This window comes from Asaia sp. BMEF1 (genome assembly GCF_051628905.1).
Taxonomy (GTDB): Bacteria; Pseudomonadota; Alphaproteobacteria; order Acetobacterales; family Acetobacteraceae; genus Asaia.
Genome location: NZ_CP157575.1, coordinates 2,379,496 through 2,395,480, shown reverse-complemented (window position 1 = coordinate 2,395,480; position 15,985 = coordinate 2,379,496). Strand labels below are relative to the sequence as shown.

Here is a 15,985-nt window from a genome sequence, read left to right as displayed (position 1 = left end):
GCGAAGACAGTAGCGGGACTTAGCGCCGCTCAGTAAGTGGCCGCAATATTGAACAGGAATGACCTGCCGATACTGGGTGTGACACGATTACTGAACAGATTGCTGTAGTTCAGGCGATTGCCAAGATTATAGCCGTTCATTGCGATCTTCCAGTGCTTCGAGATCGTATGAGAAATCATGGCATCGAAATTGACCGTGGCTGGCACGCGCGCCGTATTGGCTGCATCGAGCCAGACGCCCTGGCGCCAAGTGATGCCACCACCCACACTGACATTATAGGGCGTCTGCGGCGCGATATCGTAGGTGGTCCATAACGTCGCAGAATTTTTTGGAACATATTGAATGCGTTTGCCAAGATCGGCCGGCGTATTCGATCCGGTCACGCTGCTATCGTAAAGTGCATAGGTGCCGATCACGCTCCAATGCTTGGTGATATTTCCTGACGCGCTCAGCTCCAGACCCTGGTTTCGCTGCTGATCGGATGATGAAGACACATCACCGGTCGTCGGATCGGTAAGCGTCGCGTTGCTTTTTTCCAGACGAAAAAGCGCCGCCGTAAAGCCCATGCGGCCATTGAAAGCGTTGTATTTCGCCCCCAATTCGTAAAGTCTGCTGCGCTCAGGAGAAAAGCCGTTATCCGTCAGATAGGGCGCGTTACTGTTCGTGACATAAAGGCTGGTCGGGGTGGTCGATTCAGCCCAGTTGAAATACACCATGATATCGTCATTTGGCGTGTACATGAGGCTGACAGTCGGATTCACGGTCAGTTCGGACTGCGAGAAGTGGCTGTCTGGCGTCGTCTTCACCCCACCTGTCGCAGAGTAATCACTCCACCACTGATCGAGGCGAAATCCGCCTTTGACCGAGAACCATTTCGTGAGCCAGATCTGATCGGACAAGAAGAATCCGATATCGGTTGCGGCACCATCCTTGTAGCATTTCTTTCCAACGCCGTTCGGTATGTTGGCGAGCCCGGCAGGATTTTGCGCACAATTCAGACGCTCCAACCCTGGTACGATTGCCGACGGATCAAGCAAATTCGTGCCACCGCGGGTCATGTTATAGGGGTAGTTCTTTCGATGATCCTCAACATGCTCGATGTCGAATCCGCTGATTAGCTCGTGCTTGATCGCGCCTGTCCTGAAGCGCGCCACCCCTGAAAAGACATTCTGGATTGACCAGTCACTCTGCCTGTAGGGATTGGGGCCGCCTAACCCACCATTGCGGACAATTTGTGCAGTCTGCGGTGCGTTGGAGAAAAAAGCACGCGTACAGCCCGCATTGCAATTCGACTGTGATGCAGAGAAATAACGGTGATAGATGCCGCCCTTCGTGTCGTTGCTAAGGGTCAGCCAGGGTAGAACCTTGGCGGTCAAACGCCCACTGATCATATCGGTGCTGATATTATCCTTGTCGAACGTCGTACCGTACCAGTTGGTGCGCGGCAGTCCGAATTCCGTGAGAGGACGGCCTATCGACGTTCCCGGCTTTGTCACGACCCAGACACCATAATCCGGGATACGATTATCGTTCTGATGAAAATAATCGAGCGTATAGGATATCTTTTTCCCCAACCCGAAAGTGATTGAGGGCGCAATACCCCAGCGATGCGAAAACACGGAATCACGCCCAACAACGTCATTGCTGTTTCCCATGGCGGAAAGTCTGACGGCAATCGTCTCGGTCAGCTGGCGGTTGAGATCGATCGTGCCGCGATAATAGGACCCTGTTCCACCCGAAAAATTCGCGGCATAGCTGTTGCCGCTATGCGGCGCCTTCGTCACGATATTGATGGCCCCTCCGGTGGTTCCATTGCCGAACACTTCCGATGACGGGCCTTTGATGACCGATACATGGTCGTAGTAAAAACTGTCGCGGGTGTACACTCCGAAGTCGCGCAGCCCATTCTCATAGATATCATTCTGCGCCTGAAAACCCCGGATCAGAAACTGGTCGCCCGACATGCCGCCTTCACCCTCGCCGACCGAAGCTGTGATACCAGGGACGTTTCTGAGCGCCTCGTCGAGCGATTTGACGTTCTGCTGCTCCATCAAGGCCTGTGGCACGACATTGATGGTCTGCGGCGTATGCATTACGTCCTCTGGCATACGACCAAGCCCGACAGGCTCGCGCAGAATGTTCATCCTGCTTCCCGTGACGAGGATATTTTCCTCGCCATGAGGGACCGGATCCGTGTCGAGGCTCTTCGTATTATTCAGAGAGCGCGCAAGCGTATCACCTTTGCCTTTATCGCCTGCCCCAGCTTTCGGATCAGAAAACTGCTTTTGTTTCCCATCCGAAGAGTCATCATGCGCCGCGGCCTCTGCAGGGGTAAGATATGTTCCACTACAGATAAGTGTCAGGCCAGCGACGACTGGGGCGGAAGACCGAAGCCGGATACGAGAATGCATTTTTCAAGGGCCTTTTGGCTATTATTACCGTCGCTCTGCACGAAGATGAGAAAGTGTCTCATTATCAAAGCATAAAAAGACCAAGACAAAAAATGTCATCTCAAATTTAAGTGTGAGTTAATCTTTCGCCCCAAAATGCATTGGTATGACAGCGACAGTAGAAACCTGACATCTATCTCAGATGCCAAGGTATTTCTTTCCTGCACTGGTCAGTAATACGATCTAGAAGCCCTTTCAGAAGCAGAGTGCATACCTGCCCTGCGTCTGGATCAATCGTATAGAAAAACGATCCGGGTCGGGTTCATTGGAAATGACGTGAGCCCCCTATACTTCTTCCTGCCAGCCGCTCGATCGCATTTCCTCGAGACGCGACGCTGTTCGTTCGAAAGCCTTGGCGTTCTCACCGCTCTGGTAAAGCGTTTCGGGCTGAGCCGCGGCGGTTGCGAAAAGAGTGGCATGATTTTCATACATGACGTCTATCAGATTGATAAAACGTCGCGCCTTGTCGAACTGGTCAGGGACGAGTTCAGGGATGCCATCAATAAAAATAGTGTCGAACCGGGCGAGAATGGCCAGATAATCAGCGGGCCCGAGCGCCGCGCCACAGAGATCCTCGAAACCAAACCATGCGATCCTCATCCAGCAGGATGGTACGGCAATACGCCGTGACCCTATGGACACAAAGCCCGCTTCGGCGCTGGCTTGCGTCAACGCCTCGAACCTCTGCCGTAGATGGGCAGTATTCTCTTCCGAGAGCGGAGACAGCCAGATCTGGCTGTCAAGTTCACGTCCACGGCGATAATCTCGGGCTGACTGGAGCGTCAGCACCTCCATATGAGCCGAAAAAGCCTCCAGATAAGGTCGCATGGTTGACCGGTTCTGTACCTGGTTCTTCATCAGGTCGGAGGGGGCTGTGTTGGAGGTCGCCACAACAACCGTGCCGAATTCCATGACCATGTCGAGCAGACGCAACACCAGCACGGCATCGGACATGTCATTGATCTGGAATTCGTCGAAACAGAGCAGATCATTCTGCTCATGCACCTTCTGCGCCAGCTCGCGCACCGGATCTTCGCGTCTCTCGCCTCGGCTCTGCCCTTTATGCAGGGCGCGCAGCACCTCCTGCATGAAGACGTGAAAATGGATGCGGCGCTTTTTCGAAACCGCCACTTCACGACAGAACAAATCCATGAGCATGGTCTTGCCGCGCCCGACCTCGCCGACCAGATAGAGCCCCTTGATCGGCACCGGACGACGCTTTGCCAGACGCGAGAAAAAACCGTCCCGGCTTTCATGACGGGCTTGCAGGGCCTGCGCCAGTCGATCCAGCGCCGCCGCTGCGTGACCCTGCGCTGGATCGGCCTCGATCTGCCCAAGGTCGATCAGACGTCGATAGGCCTTCAGTACGCCGCTCGCCCGGTCATTGATCGCCTGGGCAGGATTCAGTTCTGGCATCGGTCTCTCTTCGCTGTCGCGCAATCGCGGTTTCAGATCACTTCGCTGGCTCAGTCGTAACACGCGACCGAACGTAACGCGCCCCTGTAGCAGCGTCACGCCTTGGTGAGACGACGCAGATGCGAAAGCCTCGGAATTGCATGATATATAAGACAAAAACAGTGCCCATTCTCACATCAATATGCACATGACGAACCATGGGAATGAGACTATGTGGGTAAGGTATCGCATAGCCCGAAGCACAGAATTCCGAGGTATCGCCATGGCTTCCGACGGACGCGAAGCGTTCTATCACGGCACCGACACTGATGGGCGGGCCATTCGACGTCCCATGTCGCCCCATCTGGATATTTATCGTTTTCGCCTCTCCATGGCGCTCTCGATCGGCAATCGCATGGCAGGCGTCGCCTCCTCCCTCGGTGCGGGCCTGGCTGTTGCCTGGCTCGCAGCTCTGGCTCAGGGGCCTCGTGCTTTTTCCCGCGCGCAGCGTGTCGCGACCCACCCGCTGGGCCGGCTCGTCTTTCTCGGCTGGGGCGTGGCCACCACCTATCATTTCGTTGCCAGCATCCGCCATCTGATCTGGGATAGCGGCGCCCGTTTCGAAAAAAAGGAAATAGACGAGGATGGCCGACGCTCGGTCTTCGTGACCGCCGGGCTTTGCGTCTCGCTGGCGACCGCCTTTGTCGCCCTCTCACGCTTTCGCCGCAAGGGAACACGCGCATGAACCGCCTTTCCGACATGCGCACGCCGCTCGCGCGCGCCAAGGGGCTGGGCGGGCTGGCCGATGGCGCCGAACACTGGACAGCCGAGCGTGTCTCCGCTGCCCTTCTAGGCCCGCTCACGATCTGGGGGGTCGCCCAGCTTCTGCGTCTTGCCGGGCGTGACCGCGAGTCCATTCTGACCTGGGCGGGTCGGGTGCAAAACGCTGCCCCTCTGGGTCTGCTGATCGCCCTGACCGGTCGTCACGCCCAGCTCGGGCTCGAAGTCGTGGCTTCCGATTATTCGCGCGGCTGGCGTCGCTTCGGCCTGCGTCTGATCATTCGCCTCAGCACGCTTCTTTTCGTGGCGCTCGGCTGTGCCTCGCTCGCCCGTATTCTGATTACCCGCCCGAAGGAGGGCCACTCATGAGCGCGGAATCCGCCAAGAAATACCGCATCGTCGATCACGCCTATGATGTCGTGGTGGTCGGTGCCGGGGGCTCGGGTCTGCGCGCCACGCTGGGCATGGGCGCCGGAGGCCTGCGCACGGCCTGCGTCACCAAGGTTTTCCCGACCCGCAGCCATACGGTGGCGGCACAGGGAGGCATCGGTGCCTCTCTGGGCAACATGTCCGAGGATAACTGGCGCTGGCACATGTACGACACCGTCAAGGGGTCGGACTGGCTGGGCGATCAGGACGCGATCGAGTTCATGTGCCGCGAGGCCGAAAGCGCCGTGATGGAGCTTGAGCATTTCGGCGTGCCCTTCTCGCGCACCGAAGACGGCAAGATCTATCAGCGCCCCTTCGGCGGCCATATGAGCGAATATGGCAAGGCGCCCGTCGCCCGCGCCTGCGCGGCTGCCGATCGCACGGGTCATGCCATTCTCCATACGCTCTATCAGCAATGCCTGAAGCATCGCGTCGATTTTTTCGTCGAATATTATGTGCTCGACCTGATCATGGACGAAAACGGCACCTGTCGCGGTATCGTGGCCTGGTGCCTCGATGACGGATCGATCCATCGTTTCAATGCCAAGATGGTGGTTCTGGCGACGGGTGGCTATGGCCGTGCCTTCCAGAGCTGCACCTCTGCCCATTCCTGCACGGGCGATGGTGGCGGTCTGGCCATGCGTGCCGGTGTGCCGACTCAGGACATGGAATTCGTGCAGTTCCATCCTACGGGCATTTTCCCGGCAGGCTGTCTGCTGACGGAAGGCTGTCGTGGTGAAGGCGGCTATCTGACCAATGCCGAAGGCGAGCGCTTCATGGAGCGCTATGCCCCAACCGCCAAGGATCTGGCCTCGCGTGACGTGGTCTCGCGCGCCATGACCATCGAGATCAATGAAGGCCGTGGCTGTGGTCCCAAGAAGGACCATATCATGCTGCATCTGGAGCATCTCGGCCCTGAGTTGCTGCATCAACGCCTGCCGGGCATTTCCGAAACCGCGCGTATCTTCGCCGGTGTGGATGTGACCAAAGAACCCGCACCGGTGCTGCCGACCGTGCATTACAACATGGGTGGCGTACCGACCAATCTGCATGGCGAGGTTCTGCGCCCAACAGATGAGAATCCTGAGGCCGTTGTACCGGGCCTCATGGCCGTGGGCGAAGCCGCCTGCGTTTCGGTGCATGGCGCCAACCGCCTGGGCACGAATTCGCTGCTCGATCTGATCGTGTTCGGTCGTGCCGCAGGCAAGCGCGCTGCTGAAATCATCGACCCGACGACGCCAGTGCCGCCGCTGCCGAAAAATGCGGGCGAGGCTATTCTCGAAACCTTCGACAAGACGCGTGAGGCTTCGGGAAAATTCACCGTTGCCGAACTGCGCGAGCGCTTGCAACGCATCATGCAAAGCCATGCGGCCGTGTTCCGCAACACGAAATCGCTGGCCGAGGGCTGCGCCAAGATACGCGAACTCTGGAAAGATGCGCAGCACATGGGGCTGGCCGATCGCTCGCTCATCTGGAACAGCGATCTGATGGAAGCGCTTGAATTTGCCAATCTTCTGGCCAATGCGACCGTGACCATCGAAAGCGCCCATGCCCGCCATGAAACGCGCGGTGCCCATGCGCATGACGATTATCCCGAGCGCGATGATGAGCACTGGATGAAACATACCGTCTCCTATCTCGATAAGGACGGTGCGGTGAGCCTGCTCTACCGGCCGGTGCGGATGCAGACCCTGACGAACGACGTCGAGGTCTTTCCGCCTAAAAAACGTGTTTACTGAGGGAGCCTCGTCATGGTTGAACTCCGCCTGCCCAAAAACAGCACGACCCGCCCCGGCAAATTCTATCCGGCTCCCGCCGATACCAGGAACAAGGCGACTTTTCAGGTCTATCGCTGGTCGCCCGATGATGACTCGAACCCCAGCCTCGACAGCTATGAGCTGGATCTCGACAAGGTCGGGCCGATGGTGCTCGACGCGCTGCTCTACATCAAAGACCATATCGACGCGTCGCTGACCTTTCGCCGCTCCTGCCGCGAAGGGATCTGCGGTTCATGCGCCATGAATATCGATGGCGAAAACACACTGGCCTGTCTCAAGCCCATCAGCTCGATCAAGGGCACGGTCAAGATCAACCCGCTGCCGCATATGCCGGTGGTCAAAGATCTGGTGCCCAATCTGAACGGCGCCTATGCCCAGCTTGAATCGATCCAGCCCTGGCTGAAAAGCGATACCCCGCCGCCGCCCGATACCGAGCGTTTGCAAAGTGTCGAAGAGCGCGAGAAACTGGATGGCATGTGGGAGTGCATTCTGTGCTTCTGCTGCAGCACTTCCTGCCCGTCTTATTGGTGGAATGGCGATCGCTATCTTGGCCCGGCAACGCTGCTGGCAGCCAATCGCTGGATCATGGATAGCCGCGACGACCACAAGAGCGAACGTCTCGAAGCTCTGGACGATTCCATGAAGCTTTATGGCTGCCGCACCATCATGAACTGCACCCAGACCTGCCCCAAAGGTCTGAACCCGGCCAAGGCCATCGCCAACATCAAAAAACTGCAAGTCGAACGGGAATAACGCAAAGGCATTCAGGATACGATAATCCTGAATGCCCTTATCTTGAACACCGGGCGAGGCGGACATCCTCAAGCACAGGCATGCGCAACGAGATCAGAAAGTAATCCCGGCGCGCATGCCGACGATATTACCGCCCGTTGGGCCGATATACGGCCCCTTCTGATTATCGACATGCGCATGCGTATAATTGAGCATCAGACGCATATAATCGAGCAGATACCAGTTTACCCCTGCTGTCGCTGACCATCCACGTGTTCCGCCCTGCATCTTCCAGCCGTCAAGCCAATCGCCACGTACGGCCAGTTCCCAAGCGCCCGGACCGCCGCGCGTTACAGGATCGAGTACCCTCGGCGAGGCCCACTGACCGGTCAAAGCATAATAATTCGGCGTTTCTCCCGTGAGGAAAATACCGGACTGTAGACTTGCTGCCTGAACCGTTCCGCGATGATCTCCAAAGTCCGTGGTCCCATATGTGCGACGAAAGCCGATATCACGCACGCCGTATTCTCCGAGAAGCCAGGCCGTCTTCCAGATTCCAAAAGCTTCGAGGCCACCAGCGAGAGAGTTGGCGATCGGGAGTGTATTGATACGCGCCGCAAACGCATCATTCGTACGAGCCAGCATCCTGATCTTCTGGGAAAACGTCGCGCCCGGCTTGACGTCTTCGTAAAACCCCCAGGCTCCAAGATGGATGAGCGCATCCTTGCTGCGCCATGGTATCCAGTGAGAGCGAAACGAATAAGTCAGATCGTCACGCAGATTATTGGAGATATTCGATGCATTGACATCGTTACCCGTGATCTGGGTCGACACATGCCAGCCATCACCGTAGATCTTGAACGTACCGCCCAGACCATACCACCCTTTGACCGGCAGGATGGCGGTCGCCACCAGATCCCGGTCGAGGAATACCGTTTCCGCCGAACCTGTTGAGCCATCGAAGCCACGGTCATTGAATTTATTGCCTAGCGTATATTCAACCATATGGCGGGCCATACGATCACTCCAAGTCGCATACGCACTCACAACCGAAACTTCGTTGTTGGAGTAATCACCCTCGAACACCCAGGAGAGCTGACGCGCACGTCCCTCTACCCCTAGACGCACGGCGCGCAGACTTGTGCGGGAAACGTTCTGGTCGTGAAACCGAGACCCGAACGCAGCGCCGTAATCAGTAAGGATTCGTCCTCTTATTCGGAAAGCATATTGCTTATCCGGTGTCATGAACTCCGGTAGACCCTTGCCCCATTTAAGAACAAGCCCACCCATATGCGTTGTGCGCCCTGCATAGGGAATGGAAGAGTCAACGCCCAGAGCTGGCGAGGAATTGAGCGGAATAGAGGAAACAGCGCCCCAACTACCTGGGGAGGCAGCCGTATCAGGAGGGCGGGTGCTGCTTCCTGTGCTCGTCCCACTGCTCCCGGGAGGTGTATCTGACAGAGGGATTGTCGCAAAGCCTGCCGATTCCGCCTGACTGGACGCTGAAGCCAGACGCACGGGCTCGGGAAGCGCCTTGCTGGGTGTCGAAACAGCATGAGCTTGCCTCTGGCGGGTGTCTCCTTTCGGGGGGGCATACGCTTGCGGAGGAACACTTCGATTAACTGAAGCGACAGCAACCGCTTTGGCTCCAGATTTATTCCCTTTTTTTCCTTCGAGCACAGAGAGGCGCGCCTGCAGATCCTTGATTTGTTGTGCCTGAGCCTTGACCAGCGTCGCGAGAGTATCGAAATCCACCACCGGTTTTTTTGCTGCGGCATGCGCCTGTGACGTCAGGATTGTGGAGAAAAAGAGCAGGGCACAAGAACGCCCGGCCCTCCGCAGCCGATCGGCATGCCCCAGTTTACTACCTATAGTTGATTTCATGCCGATTGGACCCGCTGCGCATAGGGTCGGGCAATCAAAGCTGCAAGCAGTCCGCAAAGAGCAGCCAGAGACAGCCATGCGCCGGGTATGGCACGATCACCTGTCACATGAATCAGCCATGTGCATATGGTGGGCGTGAATCCGCCAATGCAGGTCGCAAGACTATACGCGAATGAGAAACCTGTCGTCCGTATCCGCGGCGGAACGATTTCGGTCAGCCAGACCACAGCGGCGCCGTTGTAAGCGCTATAGATGACAGCGAGAGCCAGTTCAACGACAAGGAGACGACTGAAACTGGGAGCTGAAACCAACCAGTTCATCATCGGCCAGGCAGAGACCAATGCCAAGAGGGTCGAGCCGATGAGTAATCTCCGACGTCCGATTTTATCCGACAAGGCACCGAACAGAGGCAGAAGAATGAGATTGGTCAGACCTACGCATAAAGTGACGGTCAGACTGTCACGGCTGGCGAGGTGCAAAACGCGCGTACCGAAAGACGGCGTATAGGCTGTGATGACGTAAAATGAGGTCGTCGTCATCAGAACAGTCAGAATACCTGTGCCTACAATACGCCACTCAACACACAAGGTGCGGATAACCTCGCTGAAATGCGGTGGCGCGTGGGTCGTGCGAAAGCTGTCGGTTTCCTGCAGGTTGCGCCTGAGAAAAAACAGGACAGGTACGATCAGGCAGCCCAGAATAAGGGGAATGCGCCACCCCCATGCCGACATTTTCTGGGTATCGAGTGTGCTCGTAAGCACCACGCCCAGCAGAGCCGCACCCGCAACGGCGACCTGTTGGGAAGCCGACTGAAAGGCAACGATAAAACCCTTGGTCTTCTCTGTTGCAATCTCGGCGAGGTAGACGGAAGTCGAACCAAGTTCCACGCCAGCCGAAAAACCCTGAAGCAGTCGACCACATAGAACAAGAAGCGGCGCAAGCAGACCAATTCGACTATAATCCGGGGTCAGAGCGAGAGTTGCCGTGCCGATAGACATGAGAGCGAGCGTCAGAATAAGGCCTTTTCGACGCCCGATACGATCGACATATGCTCCGAGAACAAGCGCTCCGAGCGGCCTCATGAGAAAACCTGCTCCGAACGTTGCGAAAGACAAAAGCAACTCGGCCTGCGGATCCTTGGAAGGAAAAAATGCAGCGCCTATGGCAGCGGCGTAGTAACCGAACACCATAAAATCGTACATCTCGAGCATATTGCCGCTGGCGACCTGTCCAATCGCCCTTATGCGCTCACGCATTGTGGCAGGTGCAGAGGTAGTCATCTCAGTCTTTTTCGGATCAGCAATACCTTCAATTGCCGTGCTTATACTTATCATGTTGCCGCCCCTTGCTCTTCGCAGGCTGGTAGGCAGATATGTTCTGCACGTTCCCGAGACGGATGACACCAATAAAGAAACAAGAAGAATTCATTTAAACGTGAACTTTCTATAATGTTCCCGTCATCTATGGTTCATTAAATGCTCTGCTCATCCTCGCTGGCGAGGCTGGCCTCCGATTATTGGATTATGAATAGCCGCAACGACAGTAAGGACGAGCGCCCTGAAGCCCTCGACGATTCCATGAAGCTCTTGGCTGCCGCACGATCATGAACCGCACACAGGTCTGTCCTATGGGTCTGAACCCATTCAAAGCCATTGCCATTATCAGGGAGCCACGGGCCGAGCGTGGATGAGCGGCCCTGACGGACAAAAAACACGAATAATCATAAAAAATGGGGGCCTTGACGCCCCCCATTTTCGTCTCGGCGTTGTAAAAAAACTATTTTCTCAATACGCCATTTCCGCACGGCGCGCCGTTTCGCGCGGCAGGGAGAAACGCGAGACAAGCTCACCCATCGACCCGACTTCGTCTGAAAGAACGATCGAGGAGGAACGCGTCTCATCGGCAATCGAGGCACTCTTCTGCGTGCTCTGGTCCATCACTGCAATCGCCGTACCGACCTCCCTGAGGCTCGCCGCCTGTTCGAAAGCGTTATGGACGATGGTGTCGAGCTTCTCTCCCATCGCCGTCACGAGCGTGGTGATCGTCTCCAGCGCTTTTTCCGTATCCCGCACGCACACGGCCCCTGCGCGGATTTCCTCGACCGTCTTTCCTACGAGTTCGCTGATACTTCCCGCCGCCTCGGTGCAGCGCTGGGCCAGCGTGCGCACCTCGTTGGCGACAACCGCAAAGCCCTTGCCGGAATCGCCAGCTCGCGCCGCTTCAATACTCGCATTCAGGGCAAGAACATTGGTCTGGAAGGCGATGTTCTCGATCACCTGCACAATAGCCGCCACCTGAGACGAACTGTCCTCGATCTGCTTCATGGCCTCGCGCGTGCGGCGCATGATCTCCGACGAGCTTCCTGCCGACTGGCAAGCCTGTTCACCCGTTGCCTGGGCAGAAGTCAGAACGGTTTCGGAATGCGCCGCCTTGTGTGTGATCTGGCTGATGGCCGCCGTGGTCTGTTCGATCGCAGCAGCCTGCTGCTCGGTGCGTTTGGCCAAATCTTCGGCGCCTGTGGCAAGGCTGCGGCTTCCTTCGCTGATCGTATCGGCGACAACGGAGATACCCGAAATTGTCGCCGCCAGACGTTCGACCGAGCGATTGAAATCCTCACGCAAAAGGTCGAATTCGCGGGGCAGCTTCTTGTCGATCTTTGCCGAGAGATCGCCATTCGACAGTGCTGTCAACGCGTTGCCGATGGTATCGATCACGTTCTTCACATCAGCGAGGCGCTGCTCGTCTTCCACATGACGGCGCTCCTGCTCTGCCTCGTGCCTGATATGATCCGCAGCGACAGCCTCATCCACTTTGCGCGCCTTGAGCAGCGCACCCCGAAAACTGTCGAGCCCGCGAGCCACAGAGCCGATTTCGTCGTGACGGCGCGTGCCGAAGACAGCGACCTCATATTGCCCCTCTTCGAGCGCCGAGACGGAGTTCTGCAAGCCACGCAGGGGCGCATCGAGCAACCGGCGGAATACCAGAACCATGACGACAAGCGACAGGGCTATCAGCGCAATACCGGGCACGACCAGCATATAGATCGTATGCCAGATGGGAGTCGTGATGGCCGCTCTCGGGATCTCCACGACCAGCGTCCAGTAGATATTGAAATTGCCCATTTTCAGCGGCACGAGAATACGGTCGATGTCGTTGCCATGCGCGTGGCGCAGAATAGTGATCTTTCGGGTCGCCAGTGCACGAGCTAGATCGTTTCCAGCATTATCGCTGAAATGCTTCATCGCCTGTGTCGGGTCCGAGGTGACAATCCATGCCCCCTGAGCCGAGAGAAGCCCGATGCTCGACCCATCGGCAATCTGCACACTACGCAGAAGCGGGGCGAGCCAACCCAGCGGAATATCGGCACCCACCACGCCAATGCGTTTGCCGTCAAAGGTGATTGGATAGGTCGGCGAGACCATCGGCACATGCGTGTCGTGATCGATATAGGGCTCCAGCCCGTCCAGCTCACCCGTTTTGACGATATGCCAGTAGACCGCACTGTAATGTTCCGGCGGTGTCGAAACCGTGACCCTGTTATCGGGGCCACGCAGGACAGACGGGAAGAAAATACCATGGCTGTTCGTTCCCGGGCCGCCGGGCACCTGTGTGCCATCGAACCCACCGGGGATTTCCTTGAAATCCATCGCATAGATCGCAGGGAAGCGCTTCATGTCCTCAACGAGCAGATCGACGATGAACTGCTTGTTCAGAACGCCAGTCTTGTGCGCCGTCTCTATGGTGCTCTGAATATTGCGAACGACCGTATTCTGCTCCGTCAGGGCGAGAATGATCTTCTCACCAAGGATCTGACTTTTGGAGATCGCCTCGGCATAAACGTTTTTCTCGACCTGCTGCTTCATCAGCCAGCCGGAAAGCGTAACGGCAACCAGCTGAATCAGCAGAAACGAGAGACCGCAGATCAGGATGATTTTCGTCGAAAGAGACGCGCGCGGCTGCGTCGAGGAGGGCACCATCTGAAATTCTCCGATCCGAACACCATCAAATACACTTGCCAACGCGTTGCAGCCTCCCGCTCTCCTGAAGAAGGGCATGAGGGGGCTAACACCAAATGACGCGCATTAATAAGACGTGACTGAGCCACATCTCTCAAGTTGCGTCAATCTGTTGCGAATTCGTCACGTAATGATGCTGAAAACGCCATTTTTCGGTGTTTTCTCCGCCTGCATATGGCTCAGTAACGATGAGAGACGAGGCGTTAAAGCGCTGTCAGACGACGCCTCGCTCCCCATTCCGTCAGACTTGCGTAGACGGTCCTGGCTCGCGGTAGGGACGTGCGATAAAGGCCGCCACGAGACCGCAGAAAGCTGCCAGAGATAGCCACAGCGCGGGCATAGCGCGATTACCGGTGGTTTCGATCAGCCAGGTGCAGATTGTGGGGCTGAACCCACCGATGCAGGTGGCCAGGCTATAGGCGAAAGAAAAACCGGTGGTGCGTATGCGCGGCGGCACAATTTCGGTCAGCCAGGCGATGGCTGCGCCATTATAGGCGCTGTAAAGCACTGCCAGACCGATCTCGGCGGCCATCAGGCGACCCATATCGGGTGCCGCTACCAGCCAGTGCATGAGCGGATAAGCCGAACAGATCGCGAGAATCGTGGCGCTCTTGAGCAGTGCCCGGCGACCGATACGATCAGACAAGGCGCCGAATGCCGGCACGAGAAGACAGTTGACCAGCCCCACGCAAAGCGTGACGAAAAGACTGTCGAGCCGACCCAGATGCAGAATGCGCGTGCCATAGGCCGGGGTGTAGGCTGTCAGAACATAAAACGAGACGGTGCTCATCACGGCGGTCAGAATGCCAATACCGCCAAGGCGCCAGTGGACGCGCAACGTGTTGAAAACCTCGCGCAGATCGGGGTGGGTCTTCTCTGCTTCGAAGGCGGCTGTTTCCTGCAGGTTACGGCGCAGGAAAAGCAGCACCGGAACGATAAGGCATCCGAAAAGCAGAGGCAGACGCCAGCCCCAATCCGACATGGTCTGCGATCCAAGCCAGGATGTCAGACCGAAGCCCACAGCCGCTGCCACGACAACGGCGAGCTGGATCGAGGCGGACTGGAAGGAAACGACAAAGCCACGATTTTTCTCGGTCGCGATTTCGGAGAGATAGACAGAACTCGATCCCACCTCGACCCCGGCAGAAAAACCCTGAATCAGCCTGCCGCACAGAACGATAAGCGGTGCGAAAATACCGATACGGTCGTAACCCGGCGTCAGAGCCAGAGTGATTGTCCCGATGGCCATGAGCGTGAGGGTCAGGATCATACCCTTGCGACGCCCGAGCCGATCGACATAGGCCCCAAGAACAAGCGCGCCCAGAGGGCGCATCAAAAACCCGGCACCGAAGGTCGCGAAAGAAAGCATCAGTTCGGCCTGCGCGTTGCCCGAAGGAAAGAACGCCTTGCCGATATCGCCGGCATAATAGCCAAAGACCATGAAATCGTACATTTCGAGCATATTGCCGCTCGCAACCTGCCCGACAGCCTTGATCAGTCCCGGTCGAGGCGGGGCTTCCGGCTGAACGGAGGGACGCAAGGCTGTTTCCTGATCGGCGCCAGTCATCTGGATATCATGCTCCTTGCACTACATTCAGGCAGAGCGTCTCCCACCCGCGTCGCGGATACAGGCACAGCCCCGAACATGAATTATTTGCAATATTCGTGGTGTTGTCAGATCATCTTTTAGGCACCGGCCACAACCGATCGGTCATTTTCCGACTGGCAGTGCCCTGCCCGGCCGGTATCGAGGCCTCAATGCGCCTCGTATTCTTTCATCAGAGCGGCCAGACCGTGCTGGCGTCTGGTGCGCAGGCGGGCCGCAATGAGAATGGACTGTGCCTCGCGCACGGCACGATCGAGCTCTTCATTGATGATCACGTGATCGAACTCGCTCCAATGAGAGATTTCGGCCAGAGCCGCCCCCATGCGCTTGTCGATTTCTGCCGCATCATCCGAAGCGCGCGAGCGCAGGCGGCGATCGAGTTCCTTCATCGAAGGCGGCAGAACGAACAGGCTTACCACATCATCGGGGAGCGCATCGCGCAGCAGGCGATGGCCCTGCCAGTCGATATCGAACACCATGTCACGACCGCTGGCCAGCGCTGCCTCGACGGGGGCGCGCGGTGTGCCATAGCCACGACCGAAAACTTCGGCCCATTCGAGCAGCTCGCCATTTTCCGCCATGACACGGAATTCTTCCAGCGAACGAAAGTAATAATGCACACCTTCCTTTTCGCCGGGGCGCGGGGCGCGGGTGGTGACCGAAACGGAATGTACGAGACTGGAATCGCCGGCGCGCAGCGCATTGGCGATGGTGGACTTGCCCGCACCGGACGGCGCTGAAATCACAAGACAGACGCCACGTCTCGCTACGGTCGTCATGTCATCCCTCCATCGTCGTTTCCAGGTGCCGTGCTGAGCCATAGCGGCTCGGGAGAGTTTTGAAAACAGGGAGCCGACCTGACTCGAAAGCCGCAGATACGGTCGTGACTGCATCGCGGCGTTACATCATTGCTGT

11 protein-coding genes are annotated in these 15,985 nt (G+C 57.2%); 4 read left to right on the top strand and 7 right to left on the bottom strand.

Translation table 11 applies throughout. The features are described 5' to 3' along the window. Positions 1-29: 29 nt before the first annotated feature. Both ABHV46_RS10540 and zapE read right to left on the bottom strand, forming a co-directional pair. A complete protein-coding gene (locus ABHV46_RS10540) occupies positions 30-2,411 on the bottom strand; it encodes a TonB-dependent receptor (protein WP_438381412.1) in 2,382 nt (793 codons plus the stop codon). A gap of 324 nt (positions 2,412-2,735) precedes the next feature. After that, entirely contained in the window at positions 2,736-3,866 is a 1,131-nt protein-coding gene (zapE, locus tag ABHV46_RS10535; RefSeq protein ID WP_438381411.1) for a cell division protein ZapE, read from the bottom strand. A 262-nt stretch (positions 3,867-4,128) separates the two neighbouring features. Here zapE and sdhC point away from each other — a divergent pair, with 262 nt between their 5' ends. The 4 genes from sdhC to ABHV46_RS10515 are packed head-to-tail and all read left to right on the top strand — an operon-like array spanning position 4,129 to position 7,585. After that, positions 4,129-4,590: a succinate dehydrogenase, cytochrome b556 subunit gene (gene sdhC / locus ABHV46_RS10530; RefSeq protein ID WP_438381410.1), complete on the top strand. Its 462-nt coding sequence runs from the start codon at positions 4,129-4,131 to the stop codon at positions 4,588-4,590. After that, positions 4,587-4,994 (top strand): succinate dehydrogenase, hydrophobic membrane anchor protein, encoded by a 408-nt coding sequence (sdhD, locus tag ABHV46_RS10525; protein WP_025840677.1) that lies wholly within the window; start codon positions 4,587-4,589, stop codon positions 4,992-4,994. The genes sdhC and sdhD overlap by 4 nt, the downstream gene beginning before the upstream one ends. Next, positions 4,991-6,793 carry a succinate dehydrogenase flavoprotein subunit gene (gene sdhA / locus ABHV46_RS10520; RefSeq protein WP_438381409.1) on the top strand — a complete coding sequence of 601 codons (1,803 nt, stop codon included), beginning with the start codon at positions 4,991-4,993 and terminating at the stop codon, positions 6,791-6,793. Before sdhD ends, sdhA begins: the two co-directional genes overlap by 4 nt. Positions 6,794-6,805: 12 nt before the next feature. Then, positions 6,806-7,585 carry a succinate dehydrogenase iron-sulfur subunit gene (locus ABHV46_RS10515; RefSeq protein ID WP_438381408.1) on the top strand — a complete coding sequence of 260 codons (780 nt, stop codon included), beginning with the start codon at positions 6,806-6,808 and terminating at the stop codon, positions 7,583-7,585. Positions 7,586-7,678: 93 nt separating this feature from the next. Here the strand turns inward: ABHV46_RS10515 and ABHV46_RS10510 are convergent, their stop codons facing one another. The 5 genes from ABHV46_RS10510 to gmk form a co-directional block, all read right to left on the bottom strand. Then, positions 7,679-8,809: an OprO/OprP family phosphate-selective porin gene (locus tag ABHV46_RS10510; RefSeq protein ID WP_438381407.1), complete on the bottom strand. Its 1,131-nt coding sequence runs from the start codon at positions 8,807-8,809 to the stop codon at positions 7,679-7,681. A gap of 635 nt (positions 8,810-9,444) precedes the next feature. Then, positions 9,445-10,728, bottom strand: a complete 1,284-nt coding sequence (tcuC, locus tag ABHV46_RS10505; RefSeq protein ID WP_336945952.1) for a tricarballylate/proton symporter TcuC — start codon at positions 10,726-10,728, stop codon at positions 9,445-9,447. 504 nt (positions 10,729-11,232) lie between these two features. Then, positions 11,233-13,425, bottom strand: a complete 2,193-nt coding sequence (locus ABHV46_RS10500; protein ID WP_438381406.1) for a methyl-accepting chemotaxis protein — start codon at positions 13,423-13,425, stop codon at positions 11,233-11,235. Positions 13,426-13,705: 280 nt separating this feature from the next. Then, a complete protein-coding gene (gene tcuC / locus ABHV46_RS10495; protein WP_438381405.1) occupies positions 13,706-15,031 on the bottom strand; it encodes a tricarballylate/proton symporter TcuC in 1,326 nt (441 codons plus the stop codon). 188 nt (positions 15,032-15,219) lie between these two features. After that, the gene (gene gmk / locus ABHV46_RS10490; RefSeq protein ID WP_438381404.1) at positions 15,220-15,849 is read right to left on the bottom strand and encodes a guanylate kinase; all 630 of its coding nucleotides are present in this window, start codon (positions 15,847-15,849) and stop codon (positions 15,220-15,222) included. Positions 15,850-15,985 lie beyond the last annotated feature (136 nt).